The sequence below is a fragment of the Bartonella melophagi K-2C genome, assembly GCF_000278255.1.
In the GTDB taxonomy this organism is placed as follows: Bacteria; Pseudomonadota; Alphaproteobacteria; order Rhizobiales; family Rhizobiaceae; genus Bartonella; species Bartonella melophagi.
Genome location: NZ_JH725081.1, coordinates 576,388 through 594,128 on the forward strand (window position 1 = coordinate 576,388; position 17,741 = coordinate 594,128).

The 17,741-nt window shown below is 36.4% G+C and carries 11 protein-coding genes; 5 read left to right on the forward strand and 6 right to left on the reverse strand.

Going from position 1 to position 17,741, the window contains the following annotated elements; all coding sequences use genetic code 11:
* Positions 1 to 3 precede the first annotated feature (3 nt).
* Together uvrB and ME3_RS06810 are read right to left on the reverse strand one after the other, a co-directional pair.
* Positions 4 to 2,511: an excinuclease ABC subunit UvrB gene (gene uvrB / locus ME3_RS02435; protein ID WP_425338850.1), complete on the reverse strand. Its 2,508-nt coding sequence runs from the start codon at positions 2,509 to 2,511 to the stop codon at positions 4 to 6.
* 380 nt (positions 2,512 to 2,891) lie between these two features.
* The gene (locus tag ME3_RS06810) at positions 2,892 to 3,203 is read right to left on the reverse strand and encodes an SH3 domain-containing protein (protein ID WP_007476804.1); all 312 of its coding nucleotides are present in this window, start codon (positions 3,201 to 3,203) and stop codon (positions 2,892 to 2,894) included.
* A gap of 319 nt (positions 3,204 to 3,522) precedes the next feature.
* Here ME3_RS06810 and greA point away from each other — a divergent pair, with 319 nt between their 5' ends.
* Together greA and ME3_RS02445 are read left to right on the forward strand one after the other, a co-directional pair.
* Positions 3,523 to 3,996: a transcription elongation factor GreA gene (greA, locus tag ME3_RS02440; RefSeq protein ID WP_007476805.1), complete on the forward strand. Its 474-nt coding sequence runs from the start codon at positions 3,523 to 3,525 to the stop codon at positions 3,994 to 3,996.
* Between the two features lie 5 nt (positions 3,997 to 4,001).
* Positions 4,002 to 5,060 carry a glycosyltransferase family 4 protein gene (locus ME3_RS02445; protein WP_007476806.1) on the forward strand — a complete coding sequence of 353 codons (1,059 nt, stop codon included), beginning with the start codon at positions 4,002 to 4,004 and terminating at the stop codon, positions 5,058 to 5,060.
* 791 nt (positions 5,061 to 5,851) lie between these two features.
* Here ME3_RS02445 and ME3_RS02450 read toward each other — a convergent pair.
* A complete protein-coding gene (locus ME3_RS02450; protein WP_007476807.1) occupies positions 5,852 to 7,240 on the reverse strand; it encodes a TrkH family potassium uptake protein in 1,389 nt (462 codons plus the stop codon).
* A 303-nt stretch (positions 7,241 to 7,543) separates the two neighbouring features.
* Between ME3_RS02450 and trxB the strand changes: the two genes are divergently transcribed.
* Both trxB and ME3_RS02460 read left to right on the forward strand, forming a co-directional pair.
* A complete protein-coding gene (trxB, locus tag ME3_RS02455) occupies positions 7,544 to 8,497 on the forward strand; it encodes a thioredoxin-disulfide reductase (protein ID WP_007476808.1) in 954 nt (317 codons plus the stop codon).
* Positions 8,498 to 8,550: 53 nt separating this feature from the next.
* Positions 8,551 to 9,456 (forward strand): LysR family transcriptional regulator, encoded by a 906-nt coding sequence (locus ME3_RS02460; protein WP_007476809.1) that lies wholly within the window; start codon positions 8,551 to 8,553, stop codon positions 9,454 to 9,456.
* A 272-nt stretch (positions 9,457 to 9,728) separates the two neighbouring features.
* On the opposite strand, the gene ME3_RS02465 is transcribed toward ME3_RS02460, so the two are convergent.
* The 3 genes from ME3_RS02465 to carB all read right to left on the reverse strand — a co-directional run bounded on the left by ME3_RS02465 (position 9,729) and on the right by carB (position 15,355).
* Positions 9,729 to 10,931, reverse strand: coding sequence for a pyridoxal phosphate-dependent aminotransferase (locus ME3_RS02465; protein WP_007476811.1), 1,203 nt, complete (start codon positions 10,929 to 10,931; stop codon positions 9,729 to 9,731).
* Between the two features lie 472 nt (positions 10,932 to 11,403).
* Positions 11,404 to 11,616 carry a cold-shock protein gene (locus ME3_RS02470; protein ID WP_007476813.1) on the reverse strand — a complete coding sequence of 71 codons (213 nt, stop codon included), beginning with the start codon at positions 11,614 to 11,616 and terminating at the stop codon, positions 11,404 to 11,406.
* A gap of 253 nt (positions 11,617 to 11,869) precedes the next feature.
* Positions 11,870 to 15,355: a carbamoyl-phosphate synthase large subunit gene (gene carB, locus ME3_RS02475; RefSeq protein ID WP_007476816.1), complete on the reverse strand. Its 3,486-nt coding sequence runs from the start codon at positions 15,353 to 15,355 to the stop codon at positions 11,870 to 11,872.
* A 1,116-nt stretch (positions 15,356 to 16,471) separates the two neighbouring features.
* Between carB and ME3_RS02480 the strand changes: the two genes are divergently transcribed.
* Complete coding sequence (locus tag ME3_RS02480; protein WP_007476818.1) at positions 16,472 to 17,740, forward strand: TCR/Tet family MFS transporter; 1,269 nt, start codon at positions 16,472 to 16,474, stop codon at positions 17,738 to 17,740.
* Position 17,741 lies beyond the last annotated feature (1 nt).

A 17,741-nucleotide genomic window follows, 5' to 3' on the forward strand; every position in this document is an offset into this window, starting at 1 on the left:
TTACTAATGTTTTGAACGACCATTTTTTGTAAAGCGTTTCCGTTTTCTAGTTGTATGAGAGTCATTTTTAGAAGTGCTAGTAGTTGAAGAGACTTTAGCTTCCTTTATTACTTTCTTATCAAGAGTTTTTTTCTGCAGCTTTTTTTCTATTGGATGATTTTCTAAAAGACCGACATCCATAGTAGGTCCCATATGGTCAAGATCAGGTTTGGAGAAAAGACTTGACTGTATCGTGGTCTCATTAGTGGAATATTCATTATTATCATGTGTTAAGAGGTCATCAGCAATTGTTAATTCTATTTTCTGTAGCCGTTTGATTTCATCACGAAGTCGAGCTGCTTCTTCAAAGTTAAGATTGGCAGCTGCTTCACGCATTGATTTTTCGAGATGCTGAATATGGTTGGCTAAATTATTATCAACTCTATTATTTTGTGCGATAAAATCAGGAATATCTGCATGATGATTATTTTCGTAAACTGAATTAAGGACATCACTGATATTTTTTTGGATACTGGTGGGGGTTATACGGTGTTCTTCATTATAGGCTATTTGCTTTTGTCGACGTCGTGTTGTTTCTTGCAATGCTCGTTCTATGGAGTTGGTGATTGTGTCTGCATAAAGAATAACATGACCATCTACATTACGCGCAGCTCTTCCAATTGTTTGAATAAGAGAGGTTTCTGAGCGTAAAAATCCTTCTTTGTCAGCATCTAAAATAGCGACAAAGCTGCATTCTGGAATGTCTAATCCTTCTCGCAGGAGGTTAATACCAATTAAAACATCAAAAGTGCCAAGTCGTAGGTCACGAAGAATTTCAATACGCTCTAATGTATCAATGTCAGAATGCATATAGCGTACACGAATGTTGTGTTCATGGAGATATTCTGTCAAATCTTCAGCCATACGTTTGGTTAGAACAGTTACTAATGTACGATAGCCTTTTTTAATTGTTTTGCGAATTTCATTTATAACGTCATCGATTTGTGTGCGTGCTGGGCGCACTTGTGTTAGTGGGTCAATGAGCCCTGTTGGACGAATGATTTGTTCGACAAAAACGCCGCATGTTTGTTCTATTTCCCAACGTCCAGGTGTTGCAGAAACGGCAATCGTTTGTGGACGCATAGCATCCCATTCCTCAAAGCGTAAAGGACGGTTATCCATACAAGAGGGTAGGCGAAATCCATATTCAGCTAGGGTTGCTTTTCGTCGAAAGTCACCCCGATACATTCCACCAATTTGGGGGATAGTTACATGGCTTTCATCAATGAAAATAAGAGCATTGTTGGGAATATATTCGAACATGGTTGGAGGTGGTTCACCAGGATTACGGCCCGTTAGATAGCGTGAGTAATTTTCAATTCCAGAACAAGAACCAGTCGTCTCTAACATTTCTAAATCAAATATTGTGCGCTGTTCTAAACGTTGCGCTTCTAAAAAGCGGCCAACGGAATTTAATTCATCAAGGCGTTGGGCTAATTCCATTTTGATTGCTTTTATTGCTTGATTTAATGTTGGTCGTGGTGTGACATAATGTGAATTTGCATAAATTTTAATAGATTGAAGATCCCCCGTTTTTTGTCCTGTTAAAGGGTCAAATTCAGTAATTGTTTCAATTTCATCACCAAATAGCGAAATTCTCCAAGCACGATCTTCAAGGTGAGAGGGAAATATTTCGATCGTATCACCTCTCACACGAAAAGAACCACGCGTGAAATTTATATCTTGTCGACGATATTGTTGAGTAACTAAATCAGCTAATAATTGCCGTTGATTTAATTTATTACCTTTTTGCATTTGGAAGGTCATGGCGGTGTAAGTTTCTACTGAACCAATTCCATAGATACAGGATACAGATGCAACGATAATGACATCATCGCGTTCAAGGACAGCACGTGTTGCAGCGTGACGCATACGATCAATTTGTTCGTTAATAGAAGATTCTTTTTCGATATAAGTATCAGAACGTGCAACATAGGCTTCTGGTTGGTAATAGTCATAATAAGAGACAAAATATTCGACAGCATTTTGGGGAAAGAAACTTTTGAATTCTCCATAAAGTTGCGCAGCTAAAGTTTTATTTGGTGCCAGGATTAGAGCAGGGCGTTGTGTTTCTTCAATAATTTTAGCCATTGTGTAAGTTTTTCCTGAACCGGTAATGCCTAAAAGTACTTGAGTGCGCTCATTTTGCTCGACGCCTTCAACCAAAGCTTTAATTGCTGCTGGTTGATCTCCTGCAGGTTCAAAAGGTGTGTTTATTTGGAATGGAATTCCACCTTCAGATTTTTCAGGGCGAATGGGGCGATGAGGTGTCCATACTGTACCATTTTTAAAAAGGGGATTATCCGACGCAATAAGCGTAGAAAGAGCTTCAACTGTTGCTGTAACACCAGTTTTTGTTGCATTGTGAGATGTAAAATCACTTGCAGTTTTAAAGGAAATATCAGACTCTATTACTGGATTAGAGCTGGTAGCAGAAGGTTGTTTAACAATTGCAGTATGGCCTGTTTTTATCTTACAGGATGTTTTATTAGATTTTGGGACAGGTCTTTTAGGTTTTTGGTACGACATTATGGAACATTTTATGAGTTTTTACCGTAAGAGATAAGGTAAAAAAGGCTTCAATATTATCATCAGCTTTGCATTCTACCTATTATGGAAAGGTTTTTAGCATTTTTAGTTTGATAACACTAGAGTTGCTTGTACCTATTGTTTATTTGTTGTGGGTGATAGTTTTTATGTAGTTTTTTATGATTACGCCTACTTAACTAATAATTATTGTCTTTGATAGAAATGCAGTTAGCTTAGAAAAATTAAAACAGTATAGCCACTAGAGTGGGGTGAATGGGTAAGAGTGTGTGGTGTTTGGGATTTTTAAATTCACTCAACTGTTATCAATAATGATGGTAGATAATTGAAGATGATGATATCGTATATGTATAATAGAGGTCATTTCCATTTTTAAATGATAAATAACGAGATGATACCCAACCGGTTTGTGAGTCATAATTAATTTGGCACCAGTTATTTTTACAGCTATAGACGGTTATTAAGTGTCCTGCAGGAATGAAACCTCGAAGTGCGTGATGAATACTTGGTCCTGCTCTAAGATTAAGATTTCTTGTTACAATTGCGTTTGTGGCTTGGCTTGCGGTTGTGGTCAGGAAGAAAAAGCCTAACACAAAAAAAACAATCAATTTTTTCATTATTAACCTCATAGGATTTTTATATAGTTTCATTCTTCTTAGTTTTACACAATTTTGTTTAAGTTAATGATAAGGTAGAAAAATATAATTGTTCCTTTGATGTGTCTATCATTATAGGTGTTGTGGGTGAGTATTTAAGCCGAAAATGTAAATTTATCTAAAAGAATCCCAATATGCTATTTATTGTTTTTATTTTTATATGGAAAACAAGGTTTTTGTCCTATATAATAAGAAAGTTGTAAAGCTCGGGTTCCAAAAGCAATTTTGGAAGCCGTTTTTGTATTTATAAGGCCTTCTGTGTAAAAGAAAGGGACGGATCATGGAAAAAGTTCCGATGACTACAACCGGTTTTGAAAATCTCAAAGAAGAGTTGCGTTGGCGCCAACAGCAGGAACGTCCAAGGATTATTGAAGCAATTTCTGAAGCACGTGCGCATGGTGATCTGTCAGAAAATGCTGAATATCATGCCGCTAAGGAAGCGCAAAGTCATAATGAAGGGCGTATAAACGAACTTGAAGATTACATTGCACGGGCAGAAGTTATAGATGTTTCTCGCCTTTCAGGTGATAGAATTAAATTTGGGGCTACTATAAAACTTTTGAATGAAGATACTGAAGAAAAAAAGGTTTATCAGATCGTTGGTGATCAAGAAGCCGATGTAAAGACCGGTAAAATTTCTATTTCTTCACCTATTGCACGTGCACTTATTGGTAAACAAGAGGGGGATGTCATTGAGGTCAATGCTCCAGGTGGAGCGCATAATTATGAAATTATTAAGATTCAATATATCTAAATTTTATGTATGTGTTTTTGAAAGAGACTGATGTTATTATTCCTCATTTAAAAAAACGTATGTCAGGAGTAACATCTACAATTATTCAACTTATCCCATTGCAACGAAAACAGGGGATACGTATATCTACTTTGGGATGGGGATTGCCGCAAAGTTTGCCAGCTCTTTCTTTTAGAGATCTTTTTGGGCTTTGGAAAAATCCAATAAACAAGCCATTTCGTATCTGGCATGCACGACGCAATATTGAGATGCTCTGTGGTATCTTTTTTCGCGATGTTTTGCGCATGAAGCTTAAACTCGTTTTTACATCAGCATCTCAGCGTCAGCATAAGCCTTTTACGAAATGGTTAATTCGTCGCATGGATAAAGTTATTGCTACCAGTGCGCGCACTGGTACTTATTTAGAAGTTCCTTATCAAGTTATTATGCATGGGGTGGACCTTGAGCGTTTTTCACCACCAAAAACTGTTAATGATTGCTTTGTAGCGACAGGGCTACCGGGAAAATATGCAGTAGGGTGTTTTGGGCGTGTGCGCTATTTAAAGGGTACTGATTTATTTGTGGATGCAATGTTAAAATTATTGCCACACTATCCTGATTGGACAGCAATTATAGCTGGTCGTACTACAACACAACATTATAATTTTGAAAAGAAATTACGTCAAAAGATTGCTCATGCTGGTTTGAGTGATCGCATTATTATTCTTGGTGAAATATTAGATGTACCTTTATGGTACCGTCGTCTATCGTTTTATGTAGCACCTTCTCGTTTAGAAGGTTTTGGTTTAACACCACTAGAGGCGATGGCGTCGCAAACAGCTGTAGTAACTAGTGATGCAGGTGTTTATGAAGAATTAGTAGTAGAAGGAACAGGAACAGTTGTTAAAGCAGGAGATGGATTAGTTTTAACTGCCGCAATTGAACCTTATTTTGCTGATTTAGAGAAAACATTGGCTACAGGAAAAAAGGCTTTAACTCATGTTCGCACTCATTTTCCTTTAGAAAAGGAAGCTTCTGCAATTGGGGGTGTCTATGAGATGATGTTTGAGGGAAAAACATTCTAAATATACTTCAAGGTCTTTAGAATAATTATTTTGAAGAGAGAAAACGGATACCTTGAAAGAAATGTCGTATACCGTTTGCAAAATGATTCCGAATATGTTCACTAGAACTTAATTGATTGTCCATATCAAGAGGAGTTGTATTAAGGAAAAGTATTAAGTTCTTGTTGGGCGGAGTATAGTTAACAATAATTATTTCAGATTTTTTTTGTTACATTACTGTCAGTGAATTTTAAAAAAATGTTATTTTTTCTACAGCGTTTCATTTAAGTATAGGGATAGGTCTTCTTTCGAGATGCAGGTTGTTAAAGCTTTTTGTATTGATTCAATATTAGAAATGGAGATGAGTTGTTAAATAACAAAGTTGTAAAAATTTTGATATTAAATGTAACGTAATATAGAAAGATCGGATTTACCAAAACTTTCCTATGTTGATGAACTAGTAGCCATTTATAAGTCATAACAAAGAAGTAATGCAGATCAGCTTTGGGCTGATAGAAAAGGCCTACAAAGTAGGATATCACAAATCTTAGTCAATATAAGAAGTGTTGTACTCAATGTTTGGTTGTTTTTAATAACATTACCTTGCTTATTGACAAATGTATCTTAGACAGATGAAGCAGAAATTATAGTTGATGTTAAGCTTAACATTACTAATGTAGCTATCCATTTGAGGTTCTTTAAGGATTTTCCAATCAATTGGATTGAAGATTAGTTTTAATGTGTGTGTTATTCACCTTTTTGTTTAACTTGTAAATTTTTTTTATTACAAAATTAAGCATTAAGCATAAACACTACTCGCGCCAAAAAGTAGGAATAAAAAATACAAATATAGTTATAATTTCAAGACGGCCGGCTAGCATAAGAAAGCTTAAAATCCATAAAGCATTATCATTAATCGTCGTGAAATTACCAGAAGGACCAATAATTTCTCCAAAACCTGGACCGATATTTGAAAGTGCCGTTAAAACGCCTGTAAAAGCAGAAGTGAAATCAAGCCCGGTGGTGAGTAAAAGTGTAGTGCCAATAAGAAGACAAAACATATACAGGCATACAAAAAGCAAAACAGATTGAGCAATATCACTAGATATATTCGAATGATCATAGCGAACTTTTACAACTGCATTAGGGGAAAGGAGTTTTGCCATATTTGTTTGTGCAATGCGCCAAAGAATAATTAAGCGGTTGATTTTTATACCACCAGAGGTAGAGCCAGCGCACCCACCTGTGAAAGAAACAATGAAAAAAACACCAAACGCAAAAGATCCCCAAAGTTGATAATTTTCAGCACTGTAGCCAGTGGTGCTGATAATAGATACAAAGTGAAAAATCACATCAAGGAAAGCCCAATGAAAGGTAAGATGATCCTGAGAACGCAACCACACAGCTAAAGCAAAGCTGAAAAAGAAAACAATATTTAGGAAAACGATAACTTGTGGATCAATAGAGCGTTTTGATTGGCCAGGAAGCACTAGTTTTACATAAAGTACAAAGGGTAAAGCAGAAAGCAACATGAAGATTGTTGAAACAATCAGGATGGCTGGCTTATCAGAAAAATAACCAAATGAGGCATCGTGGGTTGAGAACCCAGCAGTTGCTATCGTACTCATTGCATGGTTGATGGCATCAAATAAGGTCATGCCAGCAGCAAAATAAGAGAGCATGCAAGCAAGCGTTAGTCCAATATAGGCAATGATAATTCCATTAGCGATTTGATTAATACGGGGCAATATTTTTTCTGATTTATCTGATGATTCCATATGAAAAAGTTGTACTCCCCCAACACGAAGTGAAGGCAAAAGCAATAAAGCTAAACCAATAAAACCAATACCTCCTATCCAGCAGATGAGAGAACGCCATAGCAGAATGCTTCGTGAAAGATTATCAAGACCTGTGATTACGGTGGAACCTGTTGTTGTAATTCCAGAGACAGATTCAAAAATTGCTCCTGCTAAGGAAATTGGGAGTGGAGAAAGATACAGAGGGAGAGCACCCACTATACTACCTGTTAGCCAAAGGCAAAGAGTCAATGTGAAACCAAGGCGTGCTGAAAAACGGCAGCTCGCACCTCTGGTAGCTAAAAGAATCAGCGTTGCTAGCATGGTAGTTATAACACAAGAGTAAAGAAAAGCTGCCCAATTGTGGTTTCCATCACGCAAATCTACAAGAGCAGGCAAAAGCATTGCTGCTCCCATGATTAATGCAAAACGTGCACAGATATTGGTAATAAACTGAAAAATGACTGTTTCCTATCTCTTTTTTATTTTGTTTGTGGTTTTGTACTCATTAGTGTGTATATATCTGTATAAGATGCAGTTTAGTTTCTATAGTAAGCAAGCTATGATAAATTGGCAATCAACCTTTAGTAGACCTTGAAAGAAATACAGGTGAACCATAACTTGAATTGTAAGAGAAATATTTTAAAAAGGCTACATTTTTCATCATAATTTATAGATATAAAGAGGATTAAAAGAGAAAGGGATTTTATGACAAAACCGCATATTCGCGTTCTTATTATTGGTTCGGGGCCAGCTGGTTATACAGCGGCAATCTATGCGGCAAGAGCAATGCTTAAACCTGTTTTGGTTACAGGAGTGCAGCAGGGTGGACAGTTGACAATTACAACCGATGTTGAAAACTACCCAGGTTTTTCTGATTCAATTCAAGGGCCATGGTTGATGGGACAAATGGCAAAACAAGCTGAGCATATGGGTACGGAAATTGTTTATGATAGTATTATAAAAGCTGATTTATCGAAACGTCCTTTTACTTTATATGGGGATTCAGGAACACAATATTGTTGTGATGCATTGATTATTGCAACAGGAGCACAAGCTCGCTGGCTTGGTTTGGAAAGCGAACAAACCTTTATGGGCGGTGGTGTTTCTGCTTGTGCTACTTGTGATGGTTTTTTTTATCGTGATAAAGATGTTATTGTTGTAGGTGGTGGAAATACGGCTGTTGAAGAAGCACTTTATTTATCACACTTGGCTAAAAGTGTTAGTATAGTTCACCGGAGAGATCATTTTCGTGCGGAAAAAATTTTGCAAAATAGATTATTTGCTCGCGATAATGTGTGTATTATTTGGGATCATATAGTAGAGGAAATTGTTGGTTTACCAGCTAATTCATCAATGGGTGCTGTTGTGACAGGAGCGCGTCTTAAAAATATTAAAACAGGTCAAGAACTTAAAATGGATGCAGATGGGATATTTATTGCTATCGGGCATGACCCTGCTGTTTCTTTGTTTGAAGGACAATTGAAACAAAAACCAGGTGGCTATTTATGGACGGCACCAGATTCAACAGCTACAAGCATTTCTGGTGTTTTTGCTGCAGGAGATGTAGCGGATGATGTATTTCGTCAAGCTGTGACTGCTGCAGGAAGGGGATGTATGGCCGCGTTAGAGGCAGAACGGTTTTTAGATTTACAAACATAAGCGTTTTTAAACAAACAGTTGTTTAATTAGTAAAAAAGATTAGAGAAAAAATTGTGACTTCACCGTTGGATTGGGATAAACTAAGAGTTTTTCATGCTGCAGCAGAGGCGGGTTCTTTTACGCATGCAGCTGAAAAGCTTCATTTGTCTCAATCAGCGATTTCGCGGCAGGTTGCTTCTTTAGAGCAAGATGTTGGTGTTCCCTTGTTTCAACGTCATGCGCGTGGTTTAATTTTAACAGAGCAGGGTGAAATTCTCTACCGTACCGCTTATGATGTGTTAATGAAGCTTGAAAATGCGCGTTCGCAATTAAACGAAAGCAGCAAGAAACCAACAGGGCGTTTACGCGTTACATCAACTTTTGGAATGGGGGCAGGGTGGCTTGCAGAACGTGTGCATGAATTTCTTAGTCTTTATCCCGATATGCAGGTACAACTCTTGCTTGATGATGAAGAGATTGATTTAACAATACGTTATGCGGACTGTGCAGTTCGCTTACATCAACCCCAACAACCTGGTCTTATACAAAGAAAATTATTTACGGTTCGTATGCATGTTTATGCTTCAGTAAATTATATTGCAACTTATGGAAAGCCAGAAAAATTATCTGAACTAGATAAACACCGCATTATTTCATTTGGTGAACCTGTCCCCTCTTATTTGTCTGGTTTAAATTGGTTAGAAAAAGCAGGGAGAAGTGATGGCTCTTTGCGTGTTTCAGTCTTACAAATTAATAATATTATTTCGATCAAGAATGCGCTTATGCGTGATTTTGGTATTGCTGTACTTCCCGATTATATTGTGAATAACAATGAGCAACTTGTACGTCTTTTTTCTGATATGATTGATATCCCTTCTTTTGATACCTTCTTTTGTTATCCTGATGCTTTGAAAAATTCGGCAAAGCTCAATGCTTTTCGAGATTATATTTTTCTAAAAGCTCGTAAATGGTCTTTTTAATAGAGTGATGTTTTTTAAACTATTAGGTAATTAAAGTAATTTATAAGCTATGTGTGTTTATTGTATAGCAGCTCGCTTTAAGTTTTTATTATGCTTCATTTTTTGTAAAATGATATAAATTTATTACTTCTTGATTATATCTACTTTTATTGCTTTTTTGGATATTTCTCTGCAAAGATCTGTTAAATTGGTTTTATTTCTAAAAATTTAGCAAATTAGGCGAGCGTATATCCAGTTTTTACTTTTAGATATGAACAATGATTCAAAATTTTTTAAAGTAAACTGTTACAAAAACGCTGAATACGCAAACAAGCTTCTTCGAGTATTTTTTCTGATGTTGCATAGGAAATGCGAAATGCTGGCCCAAGCCCAAAGGCAGATCCTTGCACTACAGCAACAGATTCTATTTCTAAAAGCTCTGTTACAAAATCTTCATCATTTGCAATAATTTTTCCTTCTGGCGTCTTTTTGCCAATGAGATTTGCACAAGAAGGGTAGACGTAAAAAGCACCTTCGGGGGTTGGACAGTTAATACCACGAGCTTGATTGAGCATAGCAACGACAAGATCACGACGCGCTTGGAAAACACTTTTATTTTGAATAATAAAATCTTGTGGTCCATTAAGTGCTTCGACAGCTGCCCATTGTGAAATGGAGCTTGTACCAGAGGTTTGTTGCCCTTGGATTGTATCCATAGCTTTAATTAATTCCTGAGGCCCACCTGCGTAGCCAATTCGCCAACCTGTCATTGAGTAGGCTTTGGAAACACCATTCATTGTTAATGTACGATTATAAAGCTTTGGTTCTACTTGAGCTGGAGTGACAAAAGTAAAATCTCCATATGTTAGATGTTCATATATATCATCGGTGAGGATATATATATGAGGATATTTTACTAAAACGTCCGTTAGCTTTTTTAATTCATCATATGTATAGGCGGCCCCTGATGGATTTGAAGGAGAGTTAAAAATAAACCATTTAGTTTTGGGGGTGATGGCAGCTTCTAGATCTTGTGGTTGGAGTTTATAAGAGAATTCTGCTTTACTTTCTACAAAGATAGGTGTTCCATCGTTGATAATAACCATTTCAGGATAACTCACCCAATAAGGAGACGGAATAATGACTTCGTCTTCTTTATTCAAAGTTGCCATAAGCGCATTAAAAAGAATTTGTTTTCCACCTGTGCCGACAATGATTTGTTCTGGTGTGTAATTAAGGTTATTTTCTCGTTTAAATTTGGCAGAGATTGCTTGACGCAATTCTAGAATACCAGATATAGGCGTATATTTTGTTTCCCCACGTTGAATAGCTTCAATAGCGGCTTTTTTAACATTGTCTGGAGTATCAAAATCTGGTTCTCCAGCGCTTAAGGAAATGATATCACGACCTAAGTCTTTTAAATTACGTGCTTTTTGGGCAACAGCAATTGTTGCAGAAGGTTTGATGTGAGAAAGCTTATCAGCAATAAAAGCCATATTAAAATCCTTAATGATATAAGCGGGTGATTATTTTAATAGATACTCCAATGAAAGATTATGTCGTAAGCAATAAAAAACTACAAGAAAACTCTTAGAAAATTTTATTTTAAGCACAGATTATATAATTTTATTTTGGAAATTTAGAAGAATGTCTAAAAAGCGAATGTAAGGCAAATCTTCTTTTGTTTGGAATAATGTAGGCGTTTACTTTGAATTTTTCTGATAAAACAGTGCTATCATTTACAGGAGAGAGAAATTTATACTTGAAATTTTTTCTAGTTAATTTTCCATATTTTTTATTATTTTTCTTAAGGATTTTCCCAAAAAATTATGGATAATTATGAGCAGATTTTAAGATAAGTACAAAAATGTTGAAAATAATCGTTATTTTATCAAAGTAAAATATTTTGTACAAAATAAAAATCTCGCCTGTGAAGACGAGATTTTAAAAAACAAAATGATCTTGAATTTAAAGAACTGCAAGATTTCCAGCAGCAAGTTTTCCTGAACGACGATCTTGAACAACTTCATACGAAATTTTCTGCCCTTCATTAAGGTTACTCAAACCAGAGCGTTCAACAGCAGAAATATGTACGAATACATCTGCACTCCCATCATTAGGTTGGATAAAACCAAAACCTTTTGTTGTATTAAACCACTTAACTGTTCCTGTAGAAGACATAAGACACTCCTTATATAAATATTATCATATATTGAAGCTAAAGGCTTTCAATATGGCTTTAAATCGAAATTATAGGCAGGAGAAGTTTTGTCAAAAATGCGTATTGCACAGGAAAAAAGTCACGTAACCGAAAATCCGATCGCAATAATAATAAAGGACTTTTGAATAAGAAACAAGTCTAATTAATATCTTTATGCAAAGAAAAGGTCAGTAAGAAGTAAGAAACGTTAGTTTTGTAGATGTAGTTCAAATCTTAAGCAAAATAACTTTGTAGGGGACGCACTTCCAAATGGCTAGACTTGAGTGCTTCAATGGCTTGTACTGCGGCTTCAGCTCCAGCTATTGTTGTATAATAGGGTACTTTTTGCATGAGTGTTGCTTGGCGCAATGATTTAGAGTCTGAAATGGCACTGGCCGTATTTGTTGTATTGAAAATCAATTGGATTTGCCGATTACGAATGGCATCTTCAATATGAGGATGACCTTCTAGCACTTTATTAATTTTTTGGGCTTTAACACCATGAAAATCAAGAAATTTTTGTGTTCCACTTGTCGCTAAAACAGAAAAACCAAGCTCAGTTAAGCGTTTGACGCACTTGAGGATACGTTTTTTATCTTCATCTCTCACAGAAACAAATACAGTTCCCTTATATGGCAGATCAACACCAGCCCCAAGCTGTGCTTTAGCAAAAGCAAGCGCAAATTCGTAATCGACCCCCATAACTTCTCCGGTTGAACGCATTTCTGGACCAAGCAGCGTATCTACACCTGGAAAACGATCGAAAGGAAAGACTGCTTCTTTGACGGCGATATGCTGTTTTTGGGGTGCAGAAGGTAATCCACCGTAAGCTTGAAGTGCACTGTGAAGTTTTTCTCCCGCCATAATACGTGCAGCAATTTTAGCAATTGGTCGACCAATGGTTTTTGCAACAAATGGGACAGTACGTGAAGCACGGGGATTGGCTTCTAAGACATAAATCACTCCATCTTTGATGGCATATTGTACATTCATTAAGCCCACAACATGAAGTGCTTGCGCTAAAGCTTTGGTTTGACGTTCTAATTCAAAGACCAATTCAGGTGAAAGTGTGTTTACAGGCAAAGAACAAGCTGAATCGCCAGAATGGATACCTGCTTCTTCAATATGTTCCATAATGCCAACGATAAGTGTTTCCTCACCATCGCACAGACAATCAACATCAACTTCAATAGCTTGTGTTAGATAGGTATCAAATAAAAGTGGGTTTTTACTGAGTAATGTATTGATCTGCTTTGTTGTGTCGTTAGGGTAACAGGCTTTGAGATCTTCTGAAACTAATTCAGGAACTATTTCAAGCAGATAATTTTGCAAGTTACGTTCATCGCGAATAATTTGCATAGCACGTCCGCCTAAAACATAAGAAGGGCGTACAACTAATGGAAAACCTAGGTCATGAGCAATAAGACGTGCTTGTTCAATTGAATGGGCAATGCCATTTTGGGGTTGTTTTAAGTTAAGCTTGAATAATAATTGTTGAAAGCGATCTCTGTCTTCTGCCAGATCAATAGCATCTGGTGAAGTACCTAAAATGGGAATGTTATTTTTTTCTAACGCATTTGCTAATTTCAATGGTGTTTGTCCGCCAAATTGAACGATAACTCCAATCAACTCACCTTTTTCCTGTTCCGTTTCTAAAACAGCTAAAACATCTTCTATTGTTAAAGGTTCAAAATAAAGGCGGTCAGATGTATCGTAATCAGTCGAAACAGTTTCGGGGTTGCAGTTAATCATGATAGCTTCAAAGCCTGCATCACGCAAAGCAAAAGCAGCGTGGCAACAACAATAGTCAAATTCAATTCCTTGGCCGATGCGGTTTGGACCACCACCCAAAATGACAATTTTTTTGTGTTTAGAAACATGTGCTTCTGAACATGTTACCCCTGCAAAAGGTGTTTCATAGGTTGAATACATATAAGCTGTAGGTGAAACAAATTCAGCAGCACAGGTATCAATCCGTTTAAACACATGTTTAACATTAAGCGATTTACGTAAAGTAGCAATATTGTCTGGCTCTTGCCCTATAAGATTAGCTAAACGTGCGTCTGAAAAGCCCATGGCTTTTAACATACGTAGATTGTCTGCATCTTGAGGAAGACCGTGAGAGCGAATACGCTGTTCCATTTCAACGATAGAAGCTATTTGTTCTAAAAACCATGGATCAATTTTACTTATTTGGTGAATTTCATTTAACGGTAACCCCATGCGCATTGCTTGAGCCACATAACGTAAACGATTAGGGCTTGGTATTGCGATGGCTGAACGTATAGAATTATTTTCATCACCTTCAGCATGTTCAGGAAGCTCAATTTCATCAAGGCCGGTAAGACCTGTTTCAAGTCCACGGAGTGCCTTTTGCAATGATTCTTGAAAAGTACGGCCAATTGCCATGACTTCCCCTACAGATTTCATTGCAGTAGTTAGGACAGATGATGAACCGGGAAATTTTTCAAAAGCAAAACGAGGAATTTTGGTGACAATATAATCAATAGAGGGTTCAAATGACGCTGGTGTTATACCACCTGTAATATCGTTTTTTAATTCATCAAGTGTATAGCCAACTGCTAATTTTGCTGCCACCTTGGCAATTGGAAAAGCTGTTGCTTTTGAAGCAAGTGCTGAAGAACGTGAAACACGTGGGTTCATTTCAATGACAATTAAACGACCATTTTCAGGATTAACAGCAAACTGCACATTAGCTCCACCGGTCTCGACACCAATTTCACGCAATACAGCAATTGAGGCGTTGCGCATGATTTGGTATTCTTTATCGGTTAAAGTAAGAGCAGGGGCAACGGTAATAGAATCACCAGTGTGGATACCCATAGGATCAATATTTTCAACGGAACAAACGATAATACAGTTATCTTGTTTATCGCGGACGATTTCCATTTCATATTCTTTCCACCCCAAAACACTTTCTTCAATCAGAACTTCCGTTGTGGGAGATGCTTCAAGGCCACGTTCAATAATTTCATAAAATTCAGAGCGATTATAAGCAATACCACCGCCTGTTCCACCAAGTGTGAATGAAGGGCGAATGATAACCGGAAGGCCAATAATATCAAAAGCTTGAACTGCTTTTGCTGTGGCATGTGCTATATAACGTTGTTTACGATCGGCTTCTGTATGATACCAATCGTGATCAAGTTTCTCTAATGCCTGCTCAAGTGCATCACCGGAAAGTTCAGTTTTCAGTTCATTACGTCTTTTTTCGTATAGTCGACGATCTTCTTCTTTAAGTTCTGTTGCATTGGCTAACATAGAACGCGGTGTTTCTAAACCGATCTTTGCCATTGATTTGCGAAATAAAGCACGATCTTCGGCTTTATCAATAACGTCAGCATTAGCTCCGATCATTTCAACGTTATAACGGTCTAAGATTCCCATACGCTTTAATGATAAAGCTGTATTAAGTGCTGTCTGTCCTCCCATGGTAGCTAAAAGAGCGTCTGGGCGTTCATAAGCAATAATTTTGGCGACTATTTCTGGGGTAATGGGTTCAATATAAGTTGCGTTAGCTAAATCTGGATCGGTCATAATGGTGGCAGGATTAGAATTGACTAGAATAATTCGGTAGCCTTCTTCCTTTAAAGCTTTACAAGCTTGTGTGCCTGAATAGTCAAATTCACATGCCTGGCCAATAATAATAGGTCCTGCTCCAATGATAAGAATAGATTTTATATCTGTACGTTTTGGCATGTTTTTTCCTATCACAAATTTCTGTGCGCAGTTGTGGCAGGCAGAATATTGAAAAATTTTAAGGCTAAACTCACTTTATAGGTTAATAAATGAGGAAAGTAATCCATAAAATGCTTTTTCCATGTTTTTTTTATAAAAATTGGAAATCAATATTTTCTTCTTTGTTGCTGATAAACTTTATATAGCTGTATATAGCTGTGAAAGTGTGTTTTTTGATAAAAGAGACAATAATGTATTAGTAAAAAGCACGTTCAAGTCAGTGTATTGAAGACTGGTGTATTGATAAGATATAAACAACTGTTGATCGTAAATAGAATTTAGACAGATAGAAATTAAGCTGTTTGTGTACAGCAATAACTGTAGCGTGCTTATATGCTGATTATCCTTATTAAATTTTTGGATGATGTTTTTGATTGTGTTCTCTTTAGTGATGACGTTCAAAATAGAGCTTTCTTTTAAACACGGTAATGAATAATCAATATTACTAGAAAGATACGTAGCTGCAATTTTCTGCTGATATAACCACGTGTTAGCAAGAACTTATGTTGATATTTATAGATTGCATCTTTGCTATTGGTTTTATCACTATTTGGCTGATTATAGTTTTTATTTTAGTGGTGTATTCCAAACTGAATAGTGATACCAAAATCGCACACTGCGCTATTTTCTAAACTTATGTTATTGTGTATAGATTTGATTTATTCTTTTAAGAAATAACCTGCATAAATATGCAATGGGTTTATAGCACTTTTAATATTTCTTATATGGATAGAATTGCAAGGGTTGTTACATTAAGATTTTGATTGATTTAACCAACTAGAAAAGATTTTTACAAAAGTAATGGTGTAGGAATACTAAACGTGGACAGCAAAATTAATAATAATGTTTTGAAAAAAACATACACGGCTATAGAGTTTTGAAATTTATTCAAATTTATTACGTGTGGTGAATAGTTTAGATATGGTTATAAAATTTAGTAATAAATAATATTATATAATATTTTTTCATGTTTTCCGTAACCTTTTTTTATTTTGTTATTGTTATATATGAAACTCGAATTATGTTTTTGGGCGGCTCTAAAAATAAGTAAGGTCTAAAAAACAGAGGCGAAGAAATATGCATGCTGTAAAAGATCAAAAGCTCGATCCAAAATTTATCCGTCGTGGGCTCGTTTTAGTTTTTATTACTCTGTTATTGGATATTATTGGTATTGCAATTATTAGTCCTGTTTTGCCTGAATATCTTCGTCATTTGACTGGAGAGGATCTTAGTAAAGTTTCCATAAGTGGGGGTGTATTGCTGGCAGTCTATTCAGTAATGCAATTTTTATTTGCTCCCTTGATTGGTAATCTTTCTGACCGTTATGGTCGGCGTCCTGTTTTACTTATCTCTATTATCAGTTTTGCTATTGATAATTTTATATGCGCTATAGCATGGAGTTATTCTATGTTGTTTATTGGGCGTCTTTTATCAGGGATAAGTGGTGCTAGCTTTGCAACTTGTTCAGCTTATTTAGCAGATATATCAGATGATAAAACTCGTACACGTAATTTTGGTATGATAGGAATGGCATTTGGAGTAGGATTTATTATAGGCTCCCTTATTGGTGGCTTTTTGGGCCAATTTGAGTTGCGCTTGCCTTTTTATTTTGCAGCTGCTTGTTCATTTGTTAATTTTATTTTTGCATGGTTTATGCTTCCAGAAACTCTTGCTATGCATGATAGGCGCCGTTTTGATATTAAGCGTGCTAATCCTTTAAGTGCACTTTTACAACTTAGACAATATCCAGCAGTTATTTGGGTGTTGTTAGCCTTTTTTCTTTATTGGCTTGCAGAAGCTGTATGGCCGAGCGTTTGGGCATTTATTGCTAAAGAACGCTATGATTGGAACACATTTTCTATTGGATTATCTTATAGTGTTTTTGGTGTAGGCCAGATTTTTGTGATGGTTCTCATTTTACCATATCTTTCTAAGCGCTGGAGCGATTGGCGCATGACTATGGTAGGACTCCTTTTTTCATTAATTGCTATGCTTGGCTATATGTTTGCAGCGCAAGGGTGGATGATTTATGTTGTTTTTGTCTGTACAGTGCTTGAATATCTTGTTCATGCACCTATGCGTTCTATTGCTGCAGCACAACTACCAGCCAATGCACAAGGGGAATTACAGGGGGCAATGACATCTATTACTTCGTTAAGTTTGATAATTGGGCCTATTTTTTATACATTTCTCTTCGAACAGTTTACACATAAAAATGCAGCATTTCATTTTTCTGGTGCACCTTTTGCTGGGAGTTTCTGTGTGCTTTTTTTAGCAATTTTAGTATTTGCTTTCTGGGTAAGGCAGTCTCTAAAAAAGCTTCCTGGAGATGTTTTACCGAAATAAT

Bases quoted from the DNA above. Each gene is read 5' to 3' on its own strand.
- greA (WP_007476805.1), top strand. From the start codon at position 3,523: ATGGAAAAAGTTCCGATGACTACAACCGGTTTTGAAAATCTCAAAGAA.
- ME3_RS02450 (WP_007476807.1), bottom strand. From the start codon at position 7,240: ATGCTTTTGCCTGCTCTTGTAGATTTGCGTGATGGAAACCACAATTGG.
- ME3_RS02480 (WP_007476818.1), top strand. From the start codon at position 16,472: ATGCATGCTGTAAAAGATCAAAAGCTCGATCCAAAATTTATCCGTCGT.
- ME3_RS02470 (WP_007476813.1), bottom strand. From the start codon at position 11,616: ATGTCTTCTACAGGAACAGTTAAGTGGTTTAATACAACAAAAGGTTTT.
- ME3_RS02445 (WP_007476806.1), top strand. From the start codon at position 4,002: ATGTATGTGTTTTTGAAAGAGACTGATGTTATTATTCCTCATTTAAAA.
- carB (WP_007476816.1), bottom strand. From the start codon at position 15,355: ATGCCAAAACGTACAGATATAAAATCTATTCTTATCATTGGAGCAGGA.
- ME3_RS06810 (WP_007476804.1), bottom strand. From the start codon at position 3,203: ATGAAAAAATTGATTGTTTTTTTTGTGTTAGGCTTTTTCTTCCTGACC.
- trxB (WP_007476808.1), top strand. From the start codon at position 7,544: ATGACAAAACCGCATATTCGCGTTCTTATTATTGGTTCGGGGCCAGCT.
- ME3_RS02465 (WP_007476811.1), bottom strand. From the start codon at position 10,931: ATGGCTTTTATTGCTGATAAGCTTTCTCACATCAAACCTTCTGCAACA.